We start from the raw sequence: 20171 nt of genomic DNA, 5'->3' as shown, positions 1-20171 counted from the left end.
ATCCCTTATTCCTAGATCTCTTGCTACTTTTGCAACTGGTTGACCTACCTTTCTTTGTTCATTTGCCAGCTTAACAGCTTCCAATTTGAACTCTGCCGTATATTCTCTTACCATTTCTAATCCTCCAAAATTTTATTTTACCCAAAAAAACTCTTTTCTTTCTCTCCACTTTTTCTGGGTAAGGTCAGAAATTTAATGATCCAGGATATACTCCTTTGTTAAGGGAGATTGAGCATTTTCGAATATTTCTTGAGTGCTTCCAGACTCAACAATTCTGCCATTATGAAAGAAAATTACACTATCAGATAACTTTTTAGCTTGCTTCATTGAATGAGTCACCATAATTATAGTAAATCTTAATTTTAGCTCTTGTATAAGATTTTCGATTGCATTGGTTGCCATTGGATCAAGAGCAGAGCACGGTTCATCCATTAATAAAATAGTTGGCTTCACTGCAATTGCGCGAGCGATGCATAGCCTCTGTTGTTGGCCACCGGATAAATTGAGTGCGCTATCTTGCAATCTGTCCTTCAATTCTTCCCATAAACCAACCTTGGTTAAACTATTTTCCACCATCTCATTCAATTTTTGCTTATCCTTCGCCATACCATGCAATTTTGGCCCACAAGCAACATTATCATATATTGATTTTGGAAAAGGATTTGGCTTTTGAAATACCATACCAACTTTTGCTCTAAGTAGTACAACATCCATATCGCGTGAATATATATCACCCAGCCCATCGATATCTAATTCACCAACAGTTTTGCAACCTGGTACATAGTCATTCATACGATTAAAACAACGCAAAAATGTTGATTTACCGCACCCGGATGGTCCGATAAAAGTAGTAACTTTTCTTTTATAAATATTCAAATTTATATCGAATAAAACTTGCTTAGAGCCGTACCAGAGATTTAAATCTTTAACAGAGGCACGTGTATTGCTCATATCACATCCTGCATTGAATAGAGCCCCGGAATTTCTCTTTTATTTTCGTATAGCCATACTGCTGCTTGAACAGCTCCTCTAGCAAATGTTGTGCGATCAATTGCTTTGTAGTTTAGTTCTATCCGTTCATCAGAATTAACAAACATCACGCTGTGATCTCCTATTACTCCACCTCCACGAGATACTGCAAAACCTATTCCCCCCTTTTTCCTTATGTTTGAACCACTATGTAAATATTGATTGGACTGAAAATCCACTTTTGAAGCGTTAGCAATTGTTTTGCCAAGTTCTATAGCTGTTCCAGATGGTGAATCCTTTTTTAAGTTATGATGCATTTCCCAAATCTCAACGTCATATTCATTACCTAAAAGCTCAGCAGCTTTTTTTACCAATTTCAGCAACACATTAACCCCAACACTCATATTTGCTGACCATAATATTGGAACTTCAGCAGCATATTCTTTCAAATCGACACCTTCTATTCCAGTTGTGCCACTAACCAGCGGTGTTTTAAATTTTACAGCTGCTTTAAGGCAGTCTAACATACATTCTTTAGTTGTAAAATCTATTACAACGTCAGATGACTCAAATATGCCACTAATAGAACTTGTAACTTTAATTCCTAGATTGGCTATAATTGGTCCAATATCTGAATCTATGTACTTACTACCTGAACGGGCAACAGCACCTGCTATTTCCACTTTGGTATTTGTAATTAATTCATTGAGTATTTTTTTGCCCATTCTGCCTAAGCAGCCTATTACTCCAACTCTGATTTTCATAAAGCTTTTTACGTTTATTAAGAATGTTAGGCCTTTTTTTAAGCTCTGTCACTTCTGATCTATATTCTATAGCTGTACGAACACTGCAATTTCAGATCCCAGTGCCTTGACCACAACTATTGCAATATGGTACATAGTGAACGATGTCATTCCAGTCTGGAATCTAGCCTTTCTGCAATCTCATCGAAAACGTTTTTCTATGCTAGTTTGCTTGCTTACAAGCAAACTTTTCTGGATCCCAGTGTCTGGGCACTGGGATGACACCCTGACAACCGTCATCCCGCTACTTGTTAGCGGGATCTATGCTAAAAGATACCGCGGCGGTATGACGTAGGACTACTGTCATTCCAGTGCTCCTTTTTTTGTCATCCCAGTGCGTGACACTGGGATCTAGCCTTTATTATTTGGTTGAAATTAAGTTTTCTGGATCCCAGTGTCAGCTACTTTCATGACATCATTATAAAGTAAAATGAGATCCCAGTGTCTGGGCACTGGGATGACAAGAATAGGGCACTGGGATCTAGTGGGCTCAAACTACAATGTTTGTACAGCTGTGATCTATATTCTATAGCTGAATAATTTAACAATTCAAAATGAATACATATCCTATTGAGCTCTATATTACATACCAGGTTGCTTTGCCTTTTCCATGCTGAGTGATGTGATTACTCTTTACGAGATTAGATACGTGCTTCTTTAAGGTATTGCAGTTTGCTTTAGTAATATTTTCCAAATCCTTAATTGTAAGACGTCCATGTTTGCTGAGTAGTGCTAATACTTTAGCAGAAAGTGGTGGTAAATAGAGATTTAACACTTTTTCATGTGACACCTTTTGTTCAAGATGAAATTTTTGCTTTTGTAGTGACCTTAAAAAGAATATAAGCCATGGATTAAAATCATAGCTGCTCGTCTTCAAGGATTGTTGAGTACGACGCAAAGCTAAGTAGTAACTCTCCTTATTACTTTCAAGGGAACTGTAAGGTACATAGATATACCCTAACTTTAGTAACAAGAAAGTTGTGAGAATGCGTGATAATCTGCCATTTCCATCCTGGAAGGGATGAATAGCTAAAAAAGTAACTATAAAAATGCCAATAATTAATAGAGGGTGTAACGATTTCACCTCTAATTGCTGGCTAGTCCAATAAATAAGTTCTTGCATTTGTGTTGCTGTCTCAAATGGAGAGGCTGTTTCAAAAACTATGCCCAAGCTTTTTCCAGATTCATCAAACGCTTCAACATGATTGGGGAATTTTTTATATTCTCCCATGTGCCTTTGATCTTTATATGAAAATTGTAAAAGCCAGATATGAAACTGTTTTATAGTGTTTTCTGTAAATGGTATCTTGTTAAAGTTTTGAAATACTTCTTCACACACATACGCATATCTGGCTATTTCTCGTTCATCTAGAGAACGAAATGAGCGTGTATCAAGTTTGGATAGTAATTGCTCAACTTCACGGTCTGATAATCTTGCCCCTTCAATACGAGTAGAAGAACCAATACTTTCAATTGTTGCAATTTTCTTGAGCATTTGTAAACGTTCTGGAGCTAAATTACCAAACAATTGCCATGCTCCTTTAAATTCATCAATTTCAGCAACTAATTTTAACATTTCAGGTGTTATTACAATTTTTGAAATGTCAAACATATCTGTATTTTTATCTAGTTATATTCAATTATATTCGAAAATATCCTATTAGCAAAGAATACTTATGAGACACACACTAAAGAATGAATTTTGGTAGGCATAAAAGCAGCTATTTTATGTTAAAATACAACATTTTGATGAAATTATAAGAAAGGCTGGATCCGAGTAGTCAGCTACCTGTCAGTGCATGTTGAAAAATCATTTTATGATCTAAATCAGTTTTTTTACAGGTAACTTCTAAGCTTATCAATTTTTCCAAGATCTTCTTAAGTTCTGAAAGTTGCAAACTTTTCAAATGAGATTTAAAACTCTGCAATTGTTTAAAAAACAATGGAGGGCTTAGCTGATCAATCGCAGCCTGCTCACTCATTCGACCTTGCACTGACAGCAAAACGTTTTCAAGGCGTAGGAAATAATTTGATATAATGCGAATTAGTGCTATCGGTGAAAAATTTTCTTGCGATATCAATGCATCAGAAATTCTAATGAAACGCGACATATCTTTACTTGCTATGGCAGAGCATAGATCATCAAGTGTAGCATAGTCGTTGCCGGAAGTTGAAAAGCATAATTCTATATCAGTAAGTTTTAGGTCTTTTCTCTCCCCTAAGTATAAAACTAACTTCTCAAGTTCTGAACATATAGGCAGCTTGCTATGATTAAAGTAAGATTGCAAATGGTAGATTATCTCATTTGTGCATTTTATATCATTTTGTTTTAAGTAACTTGATATAATGTCATAAAGATTGCTGTTGCTGTCCTTATAGCAAGCAATCACACCAAAAATTTTTGAACTCTCCATATAACTTTTAGTCGCAGAATTATATGGAAGATCATTTGCTACCATCATTACATAATGACCACTTGCGTTATAATCCAATACATTTTTTAACTCCTTGGATATACCTCCACTCACATTTATCAGCTTAATTAATTTTTTGCTGGTAAACATCGAAACGTTTGCCAATTCAGAAAACAGTAAACTGGGTGACTTATTCACTATTGCAAAATCCATCACCTGAACTGAATACTCACCCAAATTAGCAATTATTTCTTGTACATAAAAATCAACCCTACTGTTATCACTTCCATGAATTAACACACCACGTAAAGCATCAGGTTTCTCTAGGAATTTTTTAACTTTGGATGGTGTGACCCTCATGCTATCTATATGATATCATTCTCATTTGACTGTACATGAGTATCCAAAGACTCTGAGTCTCCTTGTGCAATATTATGCACATCACCTGCTACATCATCTGACTCTTCTGTTTTTCCTGTAATATAATTATAAAATTTTTTCACAGGTTGAGATATATATTTGGAAAAAAATCCTTCTTCGCTCATATTGCTTACTCCATAAAATTAACAACTTATCATTAGCATATAAATAATAGTATAGCAAAAACTATTTTGTGCTAAGATAGTGATGTTTTATAATGAGTATATTACAAAATTATTAACATTCGAGATCAAAATTAAGCCAACCTGCTTAATACTAGCCTTATAAAATAAGCGATAATTAAATATACCGCTGCAACAAGTATAATTGCAGGTCCAGTTAACAAATCAAAACTTGCAGATAACATGAGACCTGATATCCCAGAGATCACAGAAAAAACTGTTGCAACAATAATCATCTGCATTGGAGTTTTCGAAATGAGCCTTGCAGATGCTGCTGGTATTAGCAAAAATGCAGCAATGAGTAATATTCCTATTAGTTGGGCAGCAATTGCTATAAATATAGCAAGAGTGATTAAAAATTCTAGTCTAACAAAGGTAACATTAATTTTTTCAACTACTGCTAAATCTTGATTAATTGAAATCATTAACCAATAACGCCATCTAAATATTAATATCAAAGTAACTACTGCAGAGGTTAAAAAAATCAATACTATATCACTTTGATCGAGCGTTAATATATCACCAAACAGTGAGCTAATAATACTATTATTGCCAGATGGAAGAAAAGACATAAGTATTAAACTCGATGATAAAACTACATTGGTAACAATGTTCAATATCGTATCAGCAGAATATAATCTGTTAAAATTAAGAGAAAGTAGTATAGCAAATGTAATTGCAATGAGCATTATGCTAAGCGATGGGCTAATCTTAAAGATTAAAGCAAGTGCAACACCAAGCAACGAAGAATGGGACAAACTATCACCAAGATAAGATAACCTTTGCCATATCATAAACGATCCTAAAGCGCCTGTTACTAGGCTAATTACAACTACTGCAACTAGACTGTTGATGAAAAAGTCCTGGGTAAGCATGCTATATGGCTATTAGATAACTGACAACAAATCTATCTTCGGATATCAGAATATTATGGGTTCTGCATGCAGAACCTGTTGTCATAAATTCAAAATTTAAACCTTTTTGTTCCATAAGATAGGACTTCACTGAAGAACTTAGTATATTGCGTGTTTTACCAGTACCTATTAACAAAATTTCTATTTCCTCTGTTAAAAAAGATTCAAAATACTCCTTGCTGTTTATATCACTTTCTTTCAATTTTATCACCTTTTCAGGAAAAATTATAATTGAGCCGCAATATTCTTGATTGTTTACCAAAAATTTTCCTTCCCTGTAACCATTTATAAGATTTTTATTCTCGGAAATTAAGGGAGTTATATCCATAAGTCAAACTATTAATTGAGTGTTGCATACCCACCATTCTGGTTGCTTTTTTCCGATATTAACTGCAGCAGCTTTTGCATTTTCCTCACTATCGAATATTCCAAAGCATGATACACCACTGCCTGACATGCGAGAAAGTATAGAGCCTTCTTGTGACTTAAGTGTTGATATCACATCCTTAATTTCAGGTACAAAGCTTATTGCTATTTCTTGAAGATCGTTTCTCGTCTCTTTAAGAAACTTCAACAAATCCTTTTCAGCGTCATCGCTCCATTTAATTGGCTCAGAAAATTTTCCTTCATGTTTGGAAAATACCTCTGGTGTACTCAAAAACCTTTTTTTCGGTTTCACAAGCACCACATTTGTAGGTAAAGAGAATTTTTTAATGTGGCATAATTCTTCGCCAATACCTCTAACAAAAACTGGCTTGCTATCTACGCTTGCGGGAACATCAGCACCAACGTTTAAGGCTATTTCATTTAAAATCGTCCTATCAATCTCCCACAGCTTCCCTAGCGTACGTACCACAGCTCCAGCATCTGAGGATCCGCTACCAAGTCCTGCAGCAATTGGTATGTTTTTTACAACCTTTACAGTGACTTTAGTGCGTACAGGAGCATGCCTAAGCAGCAGATTAACCGCTTGCATTACAGTGTTATATTGGTTATTTATTTTAGACTCGGAGTTTATAAATTCAACTGTAGAGTTATCGTATCTAGAATCCTTCTCACCTACTTTTATTTCCAAAAAATTAGAGAGATTAGCAAAGACAAATAAACCTTCAATCAAGTGATACCCTGTTTCTTTTTTGTCTACAACATGCAAAAAAAGATTGATTTTTGCAGGCGCCTTTACACAAAAACTTTTCATTATATATCTTCACTAACACTATTTTTACATTATATCTATAATGCTATTCTAGTCAACTTTTATAAGGTTCTCGCACTTCTGATGAGATCAAATGCCATAAATCCTAATTTCTCTGTGTGGGTAAATGCGTCCGCTGGTACAGGCAAAACAAAAATCTTAATAGACAGAGTATTGAGACTTTTATTAGAAAACAAAAGAAATATTCTTTGCTTAACATTCACCAATGCTGCAGCAAACGAAATGGAGAATCGCATTCACAGCATACTCAGTAAGTGGGCAATATGTTCAGATAGTGTGTTGGCAGCAGATCTAGAACAACTAGATTTCTTTCCAATGTCATCCCGGTGCGTGACACTGGGATCTCAGCACCCCTACTTGTCATCCCAGTGCGTGACACTGGGATCCAGAAAAAATAAAGATTATTTAACAAGAGCAAGAAGGCTTTTCTCTGAACTGGAAAATCTTGGTCTAACTATACAAACCATACACGCTTTCTGTTACAAATTAATCTCCAGCTTTCCTATAGAAGCTGGCATTGCTCCAAATTGCACGCTGAGCGAATGCAAAGAATTACATTCCATCATATTCAATAAAGTGCTTCATAACGAAACTGTGCAGGATGATATCAACCTTATTGCAACTGAAATTGATGAAAATAAACTACGCGATTTGCTTTATACTTTATGTGTAAAAAGATCAGCGTCAGCAAATGATTCGAAATATATCAAAGATAAATTGAGCGCCCCAGATGAAATTCATGACTTACAGAGTGAAACAATTGAGCACGTGGAAAGACTAGCCGAGATATTAAGTGAAGGCAGTAAAAGAGATCAGAGTTATAGTGAAATACTTTATTCTACTGTCATCCCAGCTGGGATCCAGAAGAAAAGAACCAGCGTCACGCGCTGGAATGACACTAAAGTAGAAAACCTAGCCAAGGTCTTTTTAAAATCAGAATCGCACGAAAAAAAGAGCATATCATCCATTGCAACAAAAAGTATTTTGGAGAAATTCAAAGATGCAGAGCAAATAATAGAGAGCGTTCAGAATGTAGTATTTACCCATATAAGAGACATGAACTCTTATCAAATATTCAAGAGAACCAGTAGCTTACTTGGTGTATTTAAAGTATATGTTGATTTATATAATAGTGAAAAATCAAAAAATGCACTGCTTGACTACAATGATATAATCAACTTAGCAACAAATCTTCTTAGCAATCCAAACTATAAAGATTGGATATTGTTTAACTTGGATCAAAAAATAGATCACATCCTTGTTGACGAGGCACAAGACAATAGCATCAGCCAGTGGAAAATTATAACAAATCTCTGCGATGAATTTTTTGCCGGTAATGATGAAAAGCGAACCTTATTTGTTGTTGGTGACGTAAAACAATCCATATACAGATTTCAAGGAGCAAATCCCCATCTATTCAACTATATGCAACAATACTTTCATACGAAAACTGGTGGTAGAGATTGGATATCATGCCAACTTGAAAAGTCATTTCGCTCAACTCCAGAAGTTTTGATGCTTGTAGAGAGAATATTTAATAACTTCCGCGCAGAAATATCTTTTAATGATAATGAAATAAAACATGTTCCACATAGAGAAAATGACCAAGGATATATTGAAATTTGGCCAGCGTTACCAAGGCGCAAAGAGAAAGAACAGCAAGCTTTACAAATTCCTCTGACATGCAGGGAAAATTATATAATAGCAGACCGATTACTTGCTCAAACAATAGCCAACAGAATTCACAATTGGTTAAATGAAGGGCGAATTTTAGTCGCTAAAGATCGCCATATAGAGCCAAGAGACATTATGATTTTGGTACGGCAACGAAACGTATTAGTTGATTACATAATAAGCGAACTTAAAAAAGCAAACGTGCCAGTTGTAGGCCGGGATTATTTTAGAATTATGGACTATATAGCCGTGCAGGACTTAATAGCTTTGGCCGAATTTTTACTCCTCCAGGCAAATGATTTAGCTCTTGCAAATGCTTTAAAATCACCGCTATTTAATTTCACCGAGGATGATTTATTTAACATTGCATACGACCGTAAAGAGCATTCACTATGGGAAAGAATTCAGGATTATTCTGTGGTTATCTATAGTGAATTAAACTATCTCATTAACTTATCTCGCATAGAGTCTCCTCTTGCACTATTTACACATATATTGCGTACAGGTAAGAAGAAATTTGCTGCAAGGCTAGGTCTTGAGTGCTTTGAGGTTCTAGACGAATTTATGAACCTCGTGTTGCAATTTGAAAACCCATCTCTTCAAGCGTTTGTTCAATGGATCAAGGAGAATAATCCGGAGATTAAGAATGATATGCAATCAGAACGCAATGCTGTGCGAATAATGACAATTCACAAATCAAAAAGTCTGCAAGCTCCCATAGTATTTTTGGTTGATACAAACACAGTGCCAAGAAACAGTGAAAGCATTATCTTTGATGGAACAGAAGTGCCATTTTGGTGTGGAAAAAACAACAACGCTTATTGCGATCAAGTAAAAAGAGAGAAAAAACTAGAGGATTATAATGAATATTTGCGTTTATTATACGTAGCACTCACGCGTGCTGAAGATGAGTTATACATCTTAAGTAAAGAGCCAGTGCAAAAGGGCTCTTGGTATGATCTAAGCACTAAGTACGGAGAGCCATATGAAAAGAAACAAAGGGATTTACAGCCAATATTTAAAGAAAAAGTTGAAGTATTATGCGTGAATGCAAACTACCCTTACATTTATAAAAAACGTGATTATTTTGACGTTCCGGTCATTTCCCTTCCACCAGCTTTAGCCCACTCTTCGGTGTCATCCCAGCGCGTGACGCTGGAATCCAGTGAAAAAGAAGGAGCAGAATGGATCCCAGTGTCAGCTACTTGGATGACAGATGGTTATGCAAGAGGCCTGATTATTCACAGCATATTGCAGTATATGCCCAAGATAGAAAAAGAAAGGAGAAAAAATTGGGTCAGAAAATACCTTGATAACATCAGCGAAGATAAGGATGAAATTTACAGTAAAATATTAGCCTTTAATGAAAAATATGGCTATTTGTTTGACTTGGAAGGCAAATCAGAGATTACACTGAGTGGAACAATTGATGGCAAGTCAGTATTAGTACGACTAGATAGGCTATGCATAACGCAAGATAAAGTAATCATAATTGACTACAAATCACACCGTAACGTTTCTGTTTCCTTATTAAATGAAATAAAAAAACAGATGTTAATCTATAAAACCTTAGTACAAGAAATATATCCAAACAAGCAAGTAGAGTGCGTGGTTATTTGGGTGGAAGATTTAACCATTCAATCTGACTTTTAACGAAACTTGATTGCAAGAAATAGCTACTACGTCATACCACCGCGAACCGTCATACCGCCGCAGACCGTCATACCGCGATTCATTCGCGGTATCTCAGCCGCTAACACGTAGCGGAATGACAGCAGTCCTACGTCATACCGCTGCGGATAGATCCCGCTAACAAGTAGCGGGATGACGAATTACTTAACTGTCATACCACCGCAAACCGTCATACCGCCGCGGTATCTCAGCCACTAACAAGTAGCGGGATGACGAATTACTCAACCGTTATCCTGCTGCTCCTTTCTCGTCATCCCGCTACGTGTTAGCGGGATCTCAGCATAGCTATCTTAAAGCTAAGTAATATAAGTCAATCCAGCTAGGATTCTTTTGATTGATCAAATTAATTTTCCACTGCCTTGGCCATTCTTTCAGGCGCCTTTCTCTTGCAATAGCTAAACTTATATCTTCAAACTCTTCAAAATATACAAGTTTATTTACATTATATCTTGATGTAAAACCTGAAACAATTTTGTTTTTGTGTTCCCAAATCCTCTTGATCAAATTTGCAGTTACACCAATATATAATGTGCTATTAGCTTTATTTGTAAGTATATAGATATATGATAACTTCATCTTAATCGTTTATAACTAAAGTAACTGAGGTTTACCAACATTATACTACACCATCATACCACAATAAAACTTACCGTCATGCCGCCGCAGATAGATCCCGCTAACACGTAGCGGGATGACGAGTTACTATACCGCGGCGGTATCTCAGCCGCTAACAAGCAGCGGGATGACAGCAATCTACGTCATACCGCGATTCATTCGCGGTATCTCTTAGCCGTTAACACGTAGCGGAATGACGATTGTCGGTAAATCTAAGTTACTGTAGCTATAAAGGCTTTCACAACAACCTATTTTCCTTGAAACTAAAATAGCTACTGAATGTAATAATAATGTGATCTATTAATTCTATTCCTATACTTTGGCAAGCTTCTGCTAGTTGTCTAGTGAGAGATATATCGCTATTTGAAGGTTGTGTATCTCCGCTTGGATGATTGTGAGATATTACAATGGATGTTGAACCAATCAAAAGTGCGCGCTTGATGATCTCTCTGACATAAAGAGGAGTTTGATCTACTGTACCAATATTTTGCAAGTCTTCCGCTATTAGACGATACTTTTTATTCATATAGATGACACGAAAATTTTCCTTATTAAGGCTTCCTATACTTATTCTTAAATAATCAAGCAATTTTTCCCAGTTATCGATTACAGGCAGGTTTTTTATTTCTTCTCTTGCAGAACGAACAAAGGCTTGTTTTACACAAAAGATGGCAGATATCGCTGCATTGCTGACATCATCAACGTTTTGCAGCGCTTCCAGGTCAGCATTAAAAACTTTATTTAAGCTGCCAAAACTTTCTATCAAACTCTTTGCCACCGGTTTTACATCAATTCTACTATATGCTGAATATAAAATGTGCTCTAAAACTTCATAATCAAGTAATGATTGTCCATTATCTAAAATAATTTTCTCTCTTAGGCGCTTTCTATGCCCCTTTTTGTAATTTTTCATCATCAATGAATTGCTTATCTCTTGTATAATAAGAAATTAGATTTTTAAGTAAAATATTTAATAAAGCGCATGACGCACAATTGTAAGAACATTCATTTTTAAAGACAGCAAATGGTGTCATGAAAGTAGCTGACGCGAGCTCTACGTCATACCGCCGCAGACCATCATACCGCCGCAGACCATCATACCGCCGCAGACCGTCATACCGCGATTCATTCGCGGTATCTCTAGGTCCCGCTAACAAGTAGCGGGATACTTGATCTTTACAGGGATGACGGTTGTCGTTTAGCTACAAACATTAAGAAATTTACCAAATGAAAAAAAAGGCAAAAGAAGCCCTAGTCATTGTCTATTTTCAGTATTTGGCGTTTTTTAAATCTTAAACACTGCAATTTAGCTGCTTTTAAACGCAACTCACCTTAGTTTAAATGTTTAAGAAACTTGCTAAGCAGAAAAAAAGGCAAAAGAAACCCCGCGTTAGCTAGTTGTCACTCTCTAATCCTGCAAATTGGCGTACTATAATGTCTTAAACGACTTATAAGCGCGTTTCAGCTTATATAGGTAAAAACCCAGAAATGTTGTGAAGACATAAGGTGCACATAGTGCAAAAAATTAAAAATAAGACGCCAACTACGTTGTTTTCTTGCTGTTTAATCTGCACAGATGAAGATAACTGAATACCTTCACTATCATGATAAAGGGGCTGGCGAAGGGTGTCAAGTAGTTTTTAGCTCTGCCTTCTAAGGCTTTTACTCGTGACAACCACTGTGCCTGCGATCTTATCGTGCCAAGTTTGACAGCGTTTGTTGAAATTTGACCATAAAAAGCCCAAGAACAATGGTGCAACTGACAATATAAAGGAAAAAAATCTCTTTGTTGCTTGTTTTAGGGTCATCTTTTCGAAAGTTTGTGCATCCACAACTCTAAGCCCAAATAATAGTTTTCCAGGTGTAGTAGCAAACTTTACCCACATATATATTACATAGCAAAAGAGCATAATAAACTGGACTATTTGATTTAGAATCATTAATTTTACAAGTCTACTCTGCATTGCCTTTTGTTCTATAGAAAGTGGCACTTGCATTGGGGATTTTGCAGCAACTTGGCTGAATATTTTGCTATCCTCTGAGTTTGTAAAGAGCTGATTAAAGGCTTGGCTGCAAAACTGCAAGAACAAAACGATAATAATGAAATCAAGCAATACTGATATATAGCGCCTGAGGCCCGTTACATAACATATCCCATTTTCATCTTTCTTTACCTTTTGAATAACATTTATAGAAGAAAAAATAGAAAATAAACGATTAAAAAATTTATGTAACATATATATACTTTCCAATATTTAACGTGCCCCTGGCCGGACTTGAACCAGCATGCTTTTGCAAGCAACAGATTTTGAGTCTGCCGTGTCTACCATTCCACCACAGGGGCATTAAGTTTTAATGCTATAGGCAACACGGAATTAGTCAAATTTTTTTGCCTTTACATCTTTCAAATGAGGACTAAATATTCTACAATAATCAACAGTTACTCTCAAAACTTAAAATGAATGAATTAGCCAATCTCCTCAGTTCAAGAAGTGTAGATAAGGAAATATGTAAATTACCGCATAATTTAGAAGCTGAACAGATGCTTATTGGTGCAATGATTCGTGATAATAGAATCTGTGATGCAGTTGAAGACACAATTACAGCAGAAAATTTCTATGATCCACTGCATCAAAGTATTTTTACGCAAATATCTAAAACCAGGAAACACGGTATAGTTGCCAATGAACTGAGCCTCAAAATGTTTTTTGAGAACGACCAAGCGTTTACCGAGTGTGGCGGGGTAGAGTACTTAGCAAAGCTTGCAGCGAAGGCAAGTATTGCACTTGATATTTATAGTTTGACTAGAATAATCCGTGATACTTACTTAAGGAGATGTTTAATCAAGCTCGGGCAAGAAATAGTGGGTGATAGCTACAACTACGATATTGAAAATCCTGCACAGGCGCAAATTGAACAAGCAATGACAAAATTGTTCAATTTGGCAGTAAAAAAACAAGGTGAGAAAACATATATAAAACTTGCAAGTTCAATTAAAGATGTAGTTGAGAAGATCAGCACACTGAAAAATAATCCAGAAGCGCTAGGCGTTACAACCGGACTTCAAGATCTAAATCAGCTTCTTGGTGGTCTACAAAAATCTGATTTATTAATTTTAGCTGCAAGGCCTTCTATGGGTAAAACAGCATTGGCGCTAAACATCGCACTTAATGCTTGTAAGATGTTGCAAAAAAGAGCAGATAAGCAACACTATGTAGCGTTTTTCTCGCTTGAAATGTCAGCAGAGCAATTAACTGCAAGGCTGATCACTATAGATTCAGGGATTAGTTATTATAAGGCATTAACCGGGAGAATTAGTGATTTTGAATTGCATGAATTTATCAATACTAGTACAGAATTATCTGAACTGCCTTTCATCATAGATGACACCCCTGCGCTATCAATTAGTGCCCTTCGCACCAGAATACGCTTGCTGTATCAATTATATAATGTAGAAGTGGTATTCATTGATTATTTGCAGCTAATCAGAGGAACAACAAAAAGGAGTAATGAAAATAGAGTGCAAGAAATCTCGGAAGTGACGCAGGGTTTGAAAGCAATTGCAAAGGAGCTAAATATTCCCATTGTTGCACTATCTCAGCTCTCTCGTTCTGTTGAGCAGAGGGATGATAAAAAACCACAACTTTCTGATTTACGTGATTCAGGGAGCATAGAGCAAGACGCAGATATAGTAATGTTTCTCTATAGAGAAGAATACTACGAATTGAGAAAGCAACCAAGTGAAGGAAACAATAAACATCGGGAATGGCAAGAGAAAATGGAGAAAATTAGAAATATTGCAGAGCTTGTTATTGCAAAGCAGAGGAACGGGCCAATTGGCAGTGTGAAGCTATATTTTGACTCTAACAGAGGTGCATTTAAAGATTACACGGAAAGGCATAGTTCATAGCTTGACAGCAATCTTCTTGTTCCCAAGTTTATCAATTATTTTTTTTATGTAAAGATAGCTTGACAACTTCTTAAAAATCCTTTTATAATGGTATTATATTTTATAATACGTGAGATGATGAATAAAAACAATGTACCCTATTATATAGCTGGAACTCTGGCTGCTTTAACTTTATTAGCATCTGGAGTGTTTGCTGCAGCTCCTTATATTGGTTTCTTAGCTCCAGTTGCAGCATTAAGTGTTGGCCTTCCATTTATTATTGGTGGTGCTGTATTTTCTGCATATTGGTTTCTTAGCTCCAGTTGCAGCATTAAGTGTTGGCCTTCCATTTATTATTGGTGGTGCTGTATTTTCTGCTGTAGCTATTGCACTTTCGTATCAAGCAATTAGCGAGAACAAAACAAATTCTGAGTTAAAAAATAAAATGAAAGCTCAAGAGCAAACAATTTCTGGGCAAAAAACTCAACTAGCTAAAAAAGAAGCGGAAGTAAAAGCTAAAGAGGAAGAAAATTCTAAGTTAAAAAATAAAGTAGAAGCTCAAGAGGAAGAAAATTCTAAGTTAAAAGATCAAGTACGCACTCAAAAGCAGAAAAGTTCTGAGCAAAAAACTCAACTAGCTGAAAAAAATAAAAAGATAGAAGAAGACAAATTAAAAGTGGCAATTGCTGATGGCACTGTTCAGCTTGCAAAAGGAACAGTTAATAGCGCTGTTTGGTTTGCAAAAGAAGCAGTTAATGGTGTCTTGTATTCTGGCAAATATGCTTACGATAATTATGTGCCATCAACTGAGTCTACAAAAGGAACACTTAGTGGTATTGGAGGTGGCTTGAAAAATACTTATGATGCGTCAATTGCATCTGTAAGAGGAGCACTTAACAGCGTTGGAAGCAGCTTGTACAGTAGGATTTATGGTACTAAGGCTTCTAGTCCGGAAGAGCAGTTTAAGCGTGAAGATGGATCTAAACCTAGCATGCAAGAACTAACTCGTTTGGATTATTTAAATCTTGAGGTTCTTTCCAGTGAGCAAAAGCAACGAGCTAATAGTTTGGATTATTTAAATATTGATAACGTTCCTAAGCAACCTGATCATTTAAATGTTGATGCTGCTAAAAGTTATTTAATGAGTCTTTCTGAGGATCAGGATGTATTTTATGATGCAGAATCTGGTGATGAAAAAGGTACTGAGATTTCTAGCCCAGAAAGTCAGCCAACTAAAGAAGAAAATGGTCAAGGCTGGTTTGCATGGAGCCTAGGAAAGGTTAAGTCGGCAATTACTGAAGTAGTAGTGATAGGTGCTGATGTTACTAAACCATATTGTGCTAAAGTAACTAAGGCACTTGCCACCTAACTTGAATATGTAGACAGCGGTGTGCACCGTCGTTAACTAAAGATAATCCCATCCAGGAGAAATAGTTTTTACACTATTTCTCCTCTTTAGAATCAACCCTCAAAAAAACCGGCGTAGGTTTAGGCAATGTTATGCCTGAACTTACGCACGCGTCGCACAAAGATTTTAAATCTCGTTGTTCTTTCGGAATTTGCAGTTGATTTAGTATCATCTCTGCTGACTTGGGAACGATTGGCTGCAATAAAATGCCTATTATCCTGATATATTCCAGTAACTTGTAAATTACTAAATTCATGCGCTCTCTGTCAGTTTTGCTTAGTGTCCAGGGTGCACTTTTGTCTATGTAGGCATTTGCTTCAGAAGAGATGTTGATGATTAGAAGTATGATATGGTTAAATTCATACTTTGATAGGTGATTCATCACTTGATCGAGTATAGCTTTGCAACCTGGAAGACTTTCTTCACCTTTAAGTAGGCTTTGATCGATTGTTGGTACAATTCCAGAACATTGCTTGTGTAAAAATGAAATTGTTCTTTGTACTAAATTGCCTATGTTGTTTGCCAGTTCTGAATTTATCCGGCTGATCATATTTTTCTTACTAAAGTTGCCATCTTGGCCGAAGCTTGCTTCCCTGAGGAGAAAATAGCGTAGCTGATCAACACCAAACTCTTGAGCGAGGCCAATTGGATCTATGACATTACCAAGGGACTTGGATATTTTCTCTCCCTCGTTCAACCACCAACCATGAACTGCAATTTGTTTTGGCAGTGGCAGGTCTGCTGCAAGGAGAATCGCTGGCCAATATACAGCATGAAAGCGCAATATGTCTTTACCGATTACATGAACGTTGAAAGAGTTGTCAGCTAGGTTTGCAGCGCTTGACACTGGAATCTGCGTTTTCTCTTGGTTTGGTGTCATTCCAGTGCTTGACACTGGAATCTGTGTTTCTGGTTCTGCCCAAAACCTCTTATATTCCTCACCTTCAGTACTAGGGAAACCTATTGATGTAAGATAATTGGTTAATGCATCTATCCAGACATAGATTACGTGTTTGTCATTACCTGGTACTTTTATTCCCCAGTTAAAACTAGTGCGAGAGATTGAGAGGTCAATGAGCCCTGATCTTACAAACGATATCACTTCATTTCTTCTGCTCTCAGGAAAGATAAAACTTGGCTGATTTTTATAGAGTTCCAGTAATTTTTCTTGCCAGTTTGATAAGCGAAAAAAGTAACTCTCTTCTTTTATCCACTGGACCTCAGCACCTGTTGGTGCTTTGCCATCTATCAGCTCTGACTCCTGATAAAATGCTTCATCACGAACTGAATACCAACCCGAATAGGAATCCAAATATATTTGCCCTCTCTCTTCAAGTCTATTCCATAAAGCTATAACTGCTTTTTTGTGACGTTCCTCCGTAGTGCGAATAAAATCGTCATACTCAAAATTCATGAACTTAGCCAATTCTTTAAATGAAACGCTCACTTCATCTGTAAATTCTTTTGGCTGCATTTCCTTTGCTTTAGCTGCTTTTTCTATTTTTTGTCCATGTTCATCTGTACCAGTGGTAAATTTGACATTTTTCCCAGCTAGTTTCATGAACCTTGCCACCACGTCACACAAGAGAGAAGTGTATGCATGACCAATATGCGGCTTATCGTTTACGTAATATACTGGCGTGGTGATGTAAAAGTTCTCGAATTGTTCCATGGTTTAGCATTTTGATAAAAATCAACTGAGTTAATTATAGTATTAAAAAGGCAGTAATAAATAAATATTGATTGGGTTAAGCATAATTTTTGAAAAAAGCTATTTACTGAAATTTTATTAAAATAAGAAACAATCAGGCATGATTATTGAAAGAACAATGAGAAATTTTCTTGTAATTCTATTTATAGTTTTCTATGCATTTGATGCACACGCTGATGGAGCAACAGATGTAATGTGTAATGTAATAGGTTACGTTCATGGAATAGGTGGACCAATGATTACAGTGGTAATAATTGGTTCAAGCTTACTTGCAATATTTGGCAGAATGCCTTGGCCTGCACTTTTCGCACTGGGTATGTTTGTTGCTGTGTTTTTTGGGGCTCCTCAAATTGTAACAAAGGTAACAGAAAAAGAAGTTTGTTGTCTTTTTAAAGGTCAAACCTTGGAGAATGGAAAGTGTGTTGCTGCTCCTGGATATGAACGTGTAGGTACAGGTTATGCTTGTCGTTCCGGTTGGGCGCTAACTAATAAAGGCTACTGTATAAAAGCTGGCCAAGATCCTTCAAAGTATTGGAAGTGAAAATGGTGCTTTTATAGAGTTAAATCTAACAAACCGCAGAGTATATAATTAACATCCACGCCTTTAGTTAGATTCCACTCACGCTTTATTACGTTGTACTCCATGCCAGCCATGTTTTGCAGCGTTACATTATTTTCTCTTAAGTGATTTGCAATTTCTGACGGCTTGAGAAATTTATTCCAGTTATGTGTACCTTTTGGCAGCCAATTTAATATGTACTCTGCACCAATTATTGCAAGACAAAAGGATTTAATAGTTCTATTTATTGTGGATATAAAGATTAACCCCTCCGGTTTTAGCAGTTCTATCGCTTTTTTCATGAAAAGCTCTAAATTATCCACATGTTCAACTACTTCCATCAGCAGAACCACGTCGTACTTCTTGTCATTGCTTAGCTCTTCAATGCTGGTGTGTATATATTCTATATTTAACCCTACTTTTTTTGCATGTGAATGCGCTACTTTTATGTTTTCTTCACATACATCTATTCCCACAACGTTAATGCCAACGCGTGCCATTGACTCTGACAAAATGCCACCACCGCATCCAACATCAAGCAATGATAATTCTTTCAAATTGCATTTTTTTAACTCTTTTATTTTCTCAATAATGTAAGATACTCTAACAGGATTCATTATGTGCAATGGTTTGAATTTGCCGTTCTCATCCCACCACTGGCCTGCCATTTTAGCGAATTTTGATATTTCATCTTCGTTATAAGTTTTTGTTTTTTTTTTCTTAGAGGTTATATTGCTGAGTTTATCAAGGCGTTTTTTATGTCTGCTTTCTTTTGAAAATTCTGTTTCGAGGAATTGTTTGACTATGTCTTTTGCTAATCCACTCGCAGTAAATCCTGCACCAAGACACAGTACATTTGCGTTGCCATGCTCGCGAGCTAATTTTGCGATCTCAACACTGTTACATAAAGCAGCGTAGATTCCTTCAAAACGATTTGCCACAGTACTCATGCCCAAACCTGTACCACAAATTAATATCCCATAATTTGCTTTTTTGCTTGTTATATCTTCTACAACTTTAACAGCATAGTCTGGGTAATCTACACACTTTTGCTTAGCAGTGCAGCCTTGATCTACTACTCTGTAACCTAGGGCTTCCAGGTAAGGTTTTATTTCTGATTTTAATTCATAACCAGCATGATCTGAGGCAATTGATACTATACCTAACATATAAGAAATAAGGACATTTTATATGGGTTTGAACTTTCTGTCAAGTCATTCAATGCTTCTGACCTTTTGGGAGTTCTAAAGCTATAGCTAAGGTTTTCCTACGTCATACCGCAATTCATTCCACAACTGTACGAACATTGTGATTTGAGAATAATCTCCGCCAGGAAGGGTGTCATCCCAGTGCTTTGGCACTGAGATCCAGAAAACTTAATTTTAAATAAGTACACCAGATAGCTGTATAATAAGAACTGGATTCCAGTGTCAAGCACTGGAATGACACCTTCTGTATAAATATTAAGAAATTTACCAAACGAAAAAAAGGCAAAAGAAGCCCCGTGGTTGGCTAATTACTTACATTATACTTTCAAGTATGGCGTTTTTTTATTCTAAACACTTAATAACCGCGATTCAGTTGCTTTTAAACCGCAACTAATCTAAATTATAAACGTTAAGAAATTTACTAAACAGAAAAAAAGGCAAAAGAAACCCTAGGGTAGCTAGTTATTCACTATCCATTTTTTAAGTTGGCGTTTTTT

General features: G+C 36.3%; 18 protein-coding genes, 1 tRNA gene and 1 pseudogene. 5 read left to right on the top strand and 15 right to left on the bottom strand.

The annotated features are described in order from the left end of the window. Positions 1-192 precede the first annotated feature (192 nt). The 8 genes from pstB to OZD64_RS00375 form a co-directional block, all read right to left on the bottom strand. The gene (gene pstB / locus OZD64_RS00410) at positions 193-951 is read right to left on the bottom strand and encodes a phosphate ABC transporter ATP-binding protein PstB (protein ID WP_006280935.1); all 759 of its coding nucleotides are present in this window, start codon (positions 949-951) and stop codon (positions 193-195) included. Further along, entirely contained in the window at positions 948-1733 is a 786-nt protein-coding gene (gene dapB, locus OZD64_RS00405; protein ID WP_274999107.1) for a 4-hydroxy-tetrahydrodipicolinate reductase, read from the bottom strand. Before dapB ends, pstB begins: the two co-directional genes overlap by 4 nt. Before the next feature lie 616 nt (positions 1734-2349). Continuing rightward, positions 2350-3384 (bottom strand): Fic family protein, encoded by a 1035-nt coding sequence (locus tag OZD64_RS00400; RefSeq protein ID WP_038198667.1) that lies wholly within the window; start codon positions 3382-3384, stop codon positions 2350-2352. Positions 3385-3553: 169 nt separating this feature from the next. Then, complete coding sequence (holA, locus tag OZD64_RS00395; protein WP_038198664.1) at positions 3554-4546, bottom strand: DNA polymerase III subunit delta; 993 nt, start codon at positions 4544-4546, stop codon at positions 3554-3556. Positions 4547-4551: 5 nt separating this feature from the next. Beyond that, a complete protein-coding gene (locus tag OZD64_RS00390; protein WP_010082539.1) occupies positions 4552-4731 on the bottom strand; it encodes a hypothetical protein in 180 nt (59 codons plus the stop codon). A gap of 131 nt (positions 4732-4862) precedes the next feature. Further along, positions 4863-5663: a metal ABC transporter permease gene (locus tag OZD64_RS00385; RefSeq protein ID WP_010962536.1), complete on the bottom strand. Its 801-nt coding sequence runs from the start codon at positions 5661-5663 to the stop codon at positions 4863-4865. Position 5664: 1 nt separating this feature from the next. Next, a complete protein-coding gene (locus OZD64_RS00380) occupies positions 5665-6030 on the bottom strand; it encodes an Mth938-like domain-containing protein (RefSeq protein WP_010082536.1) in 366 nt (121 codons plus the stop codon). Between the two features lie 3 nt (positions 6031-6033). Next, the gene (locus tag OZD64_RS00375; protein WP_274999106.1) at positions 6034-6900 is read right to left on the bottom strand and encodes a 4-(cytidine 5'-diphospho)-2-C-methyl-D-erythritol kinase; all 867 of its coding nucleotides are present in this window, start codon (positions 6898-6900) and stop codon (positions 6034-6036) included. 81 nt (positions 6901-6981) lie between these two features. Between OZD64_RS00375 and OZD64_RS00370 the strand changes: the two genes are divergently transcribed. Further along, positions 6982-10245 carry a UvrD-helicase domain-containing protein gene (locus tag OZD64_RS00370; RefSeq protein WP_274999105.1) on the top strand — a complete coding sequence of 1088 codons (3264 nt, stop codon included), beginning with the start codon at positions 6982-6984 and terminating at the stop codon, positions 10243-10245. Positions 10246-10569: 324 nt separating this feature from the next. Here OZD64_RS00370 and OZD64_RS00365 read toward each other — a convergent pair whose 3' ends face one another. The 5 genes from OZD64_RS00365 to OZD64_RS00345 all read right to left on the bottom strand — a co-directional run bounded on the left by OZD64_RS00365 (position 10570) and on the right by OZD64_RS00345 (position 13243). Next, entirely contained in the window at positions 10570-10860 is a 291-nt protein-coding gene (locus tag OZD64_RS00365; protein WP_010082530.1) for a GIY-YIG nuclease family protein, read from the bottom strand. A gap of 277 nt (positions 10861-11137) precedes the next feature. After that, positions 11138-11812: a RadC family protein gene (radC, locus tag OZD64_RS00360; protein WP_010962534.1), complete on the bottom strand. Its 675-nt coding sequence runs from the start codon at positions 11810-11812 to the stop codon at positions 11138-11140. Next, complete coding sequence (locus tag OZD64_RS00355; RefSeq protein ID WP_274999104.1) at positions 11787-12056, bottom strand: hypothetical protein; 270 nt, start codon at positions 12054-12056, stop codon at positions 11787-11789. The genes radC and OZD64_RS00355 overlap by 26 nt, the downstream gene beginning before the upstream one ends. Before the next feature lie 483 nt (positions 12057-12539). Next, positions 12540-13136, bottom strand: a complete 597-nt coding sequence (locus OZD64_RS00350) for an RDD family protein (RefSeq protein WP_038198658.1) — start codon at positions 13134-13136, stop codon at positions 12540-12542. A gap of 24 nt (positions 13137-13160) precedes the next feature. After that, positions 13161-13243: transfer RNA gene (locus tag OZD64_RS00345), tRNA-Leu, on the bottom strand. Positions 13244-13357: 114 nt separating this feature from the next. Here OZD64_RS00345 and OZD64_RS00340 point away from each other — a divergent pair. Both OZD64_RS00340 and OZD64_RS00335 read left to right on the top strand, forming a co-directional pair. Then, a complete protein-coding gene (locus OZD64_RS00340) occupies positions 13358-14809 on the top strand; it encodes a replicative DNA helicase (RefSeq protein ID WP_010962532.1) in 1452 nt (483 codons plus the stop codon). Positions 14810-15047: 238 nt separating this feature from the next. Beyond that, positions 15048-16157 carry a hypothetical protein gene (locus OZD64_RS00335; RefSeq protein WP_274999103.1) on the top strand — a complete coding sequence of 370 codons (1110 nt, stop codon included), beginning with the start codon at positions 15048-15050 and terminating at the stop codon, positions 16155-16157. Positions 16158-16230: 73 nt separating this feature from the next. Here OZD64_RS00335 and metG read toward each other — a convergent pair whose 3' ends face one another. Further along, positions 16231-17868: a methionine--tRNA ligase gene (gene metG, locus OZD64_RS00330; RefSeq protein ID WP_038198656.1), complete on the bottom strand. Its 1638-nt coding sequence runs from the start codon at positions 17866-17868 to the stop codon at positions 16231-16233. Between the two features lie 157 nt (positions 17869-18025). Between metG and OZD64_RS00325 the strand changes: the two genes are divergently transcribed. After that, complete coding sequence (locus OZD64_RS00325) at positions 18026-18448, top strand: TrbC/VirB2 family protein (protein ID WP_233395601.1); 423 nt, start codon at positions 18026-18028, stop codon at positions 18446-18448. An 11-nt stretch (positions 18449-18459) separates the two neighbouring features. On the opposite strand, the gene ubiG is transcribed toward OZD64_RS00325, so the two are convergent. Continuing rightward, positions 18460-19635: a bifunctional 2-polyprenyl-6-hydroxyphenol methylase/3-demethylubiquinol 3-O-methyltransferase UbiG gene (ubiG, locus tag OZD64_RS00320; RefSeq protein ID WP_038198653.1), complete on the bottom strand. Its 1176-nt coding sequence runs from the start codon at positions 19633-19635 to the stop codon at positions 18460-18462. A gap of 195 nt (positions 19636-19830) precedes the next feature. On the opposite strand from ubiG, the pseudogene OZD64_RS06710 reads away from it, so the two are divergent. After that, positions 19831-19920: pseudogene (locus OZD64_RS06710) on the top strand (WPE palindromic element domain-containing protein); the annotation flags it as partial. Positions 19921-20171 lie beyond the last annotated feature (251 nt).

The organism is Wolbachia endosymbiont of Drosophila tristis (assembly GCF_028981745.1).
In the GTDB taxonomy this organism is placed as follows: Bacteria; Pseudomonadota; Alphaproteobacteria; order Rickettsiales; family Anaplasmataceae; genus Wolbachia; species Wolbachia pipientis.
The sequence above is the reverse complement of the archived record's forward strand: the minus strand, read 5'-3'. Positions and strand labels throughout refer to the sequence as shown.

What these genes read in the sequence shown, in the direction of transcription:
- pstB (WP_006280935.1), bottom strand. Translation starts at nt 951, where the DNA reads ATGAGCAATACACGTGCCTCTGTTAAAGATTTAAATCTCTGGTACGGC.
- dapB (WP_274999107.1), bottom strand. Translation starts at nt 1,733, where the DNA reads ATGAAAATCAGAGTTGGAGTAATAGGCTGCTTAGGCAGAATGGGCAAA.
- OZD64_RS00400 (WP_038198667.1), bottom strand. Translation starts at nt 3,384, where the DNA reads ATGTTTGACATTTCAAAAATTGTAATAACACCTGAAATGTTAAAATTA.
- holA (WP_038198664.1), bottom strand. Translation starts at nt 4,546, where the DNA reads ATGAGGGTCACACCATCCAAAGTTAAAAAATTCCTAGAGAAACCTGAT.
- OZD64_RS00390 (WP_010082539.1), bottom strand. Translation starts at nt 4,731, where the DNA reads ATGAGCGAAGAAGGATTTTTTTCCAAATATATATCTCAACCTGTGAAA.
- OZD64_RS00385 (WP_010962536.1), bottom strand. Translation starts at nt 5,663, where the DNA reads ATGCTTACCCAGGACTTTTTCATCAACAGTCTAGTTGCAGTAGTTGTA.
- OZD64_RS00380 (WP_010082536.1), bottom strand. Translation starts at nt 6,030, where the DNA reads ATGGATATAACTCCCTTAATTTCCGAGAATAAAAATCTTATAAATGGT.
- OZD64_RS00375 (WP_274999106.1), bottom strand. Translation starts at nt 6,900, where the DNA reads ATGAAAAGTTTTTGTGTAAAGGCGCCTGCAAAAATCAATCTTTTTTTG.
- OZD64_RS00370 (WP_274999105.1), top strand. Translation starts at nt 6,982, where the DNA reads ATGAGATCAAATGCCATAAATCCTAATTTCTCTGTGTGGGTAAATGCG.
- OZD64_RS00365 (WP_010082530.1), bottom strand. Translation starts at nt 10,860, where the DNA reads ATGAAGTTATCATATATCTATATACTTACAAATAAAGCTAATAGCACA.
- radC (WP_010962534.1), bottom strand. Translation starts at nt 11,812, where the DNA reads ATGAAAAATTACAAAAAGGGGCATAGAAAGCGCCTAAGAGAGAAAATT.
- OZD64_RS00350 (WP_038198658.1), bottom strand. Translation starts at nt 13,136, where the DNA reads ATGTTACATAAATTTTTTAATCGTTTATTTTCTATTTTTTCTTCTATA.
- OZD64_RS00340 (WP_010962532.1), top strand. Translation starts at nt 13,358, where the DNA reads ATGAATGAATTAGCCAATCTCCTCAGTTCAAGAAGTGTAGATAAGGAA.
- metG (WP_038198656.1), bottom strand. Translation starts at nt 17,868, where the DNA reads ATGGAACAATTCGAGAACTTTTACATCACCACGCCAGTATATTACGTA.
- OZD64_RS00325 (WP_233395601.1), top strand. Translation starts at nt 18,026, where the DNA reads ATGAGAAATTTTCTTGTAATTCTATTTATAGTTTTCTATGCATTTGAT.
- ubiG (WP_038198653.1), bottom strand. Translation starts at nt 19,635, where the DNA reads ATGTTAGGTATAGTATCAATTGCCTCAGATCATGCTGGTTATGAATTA.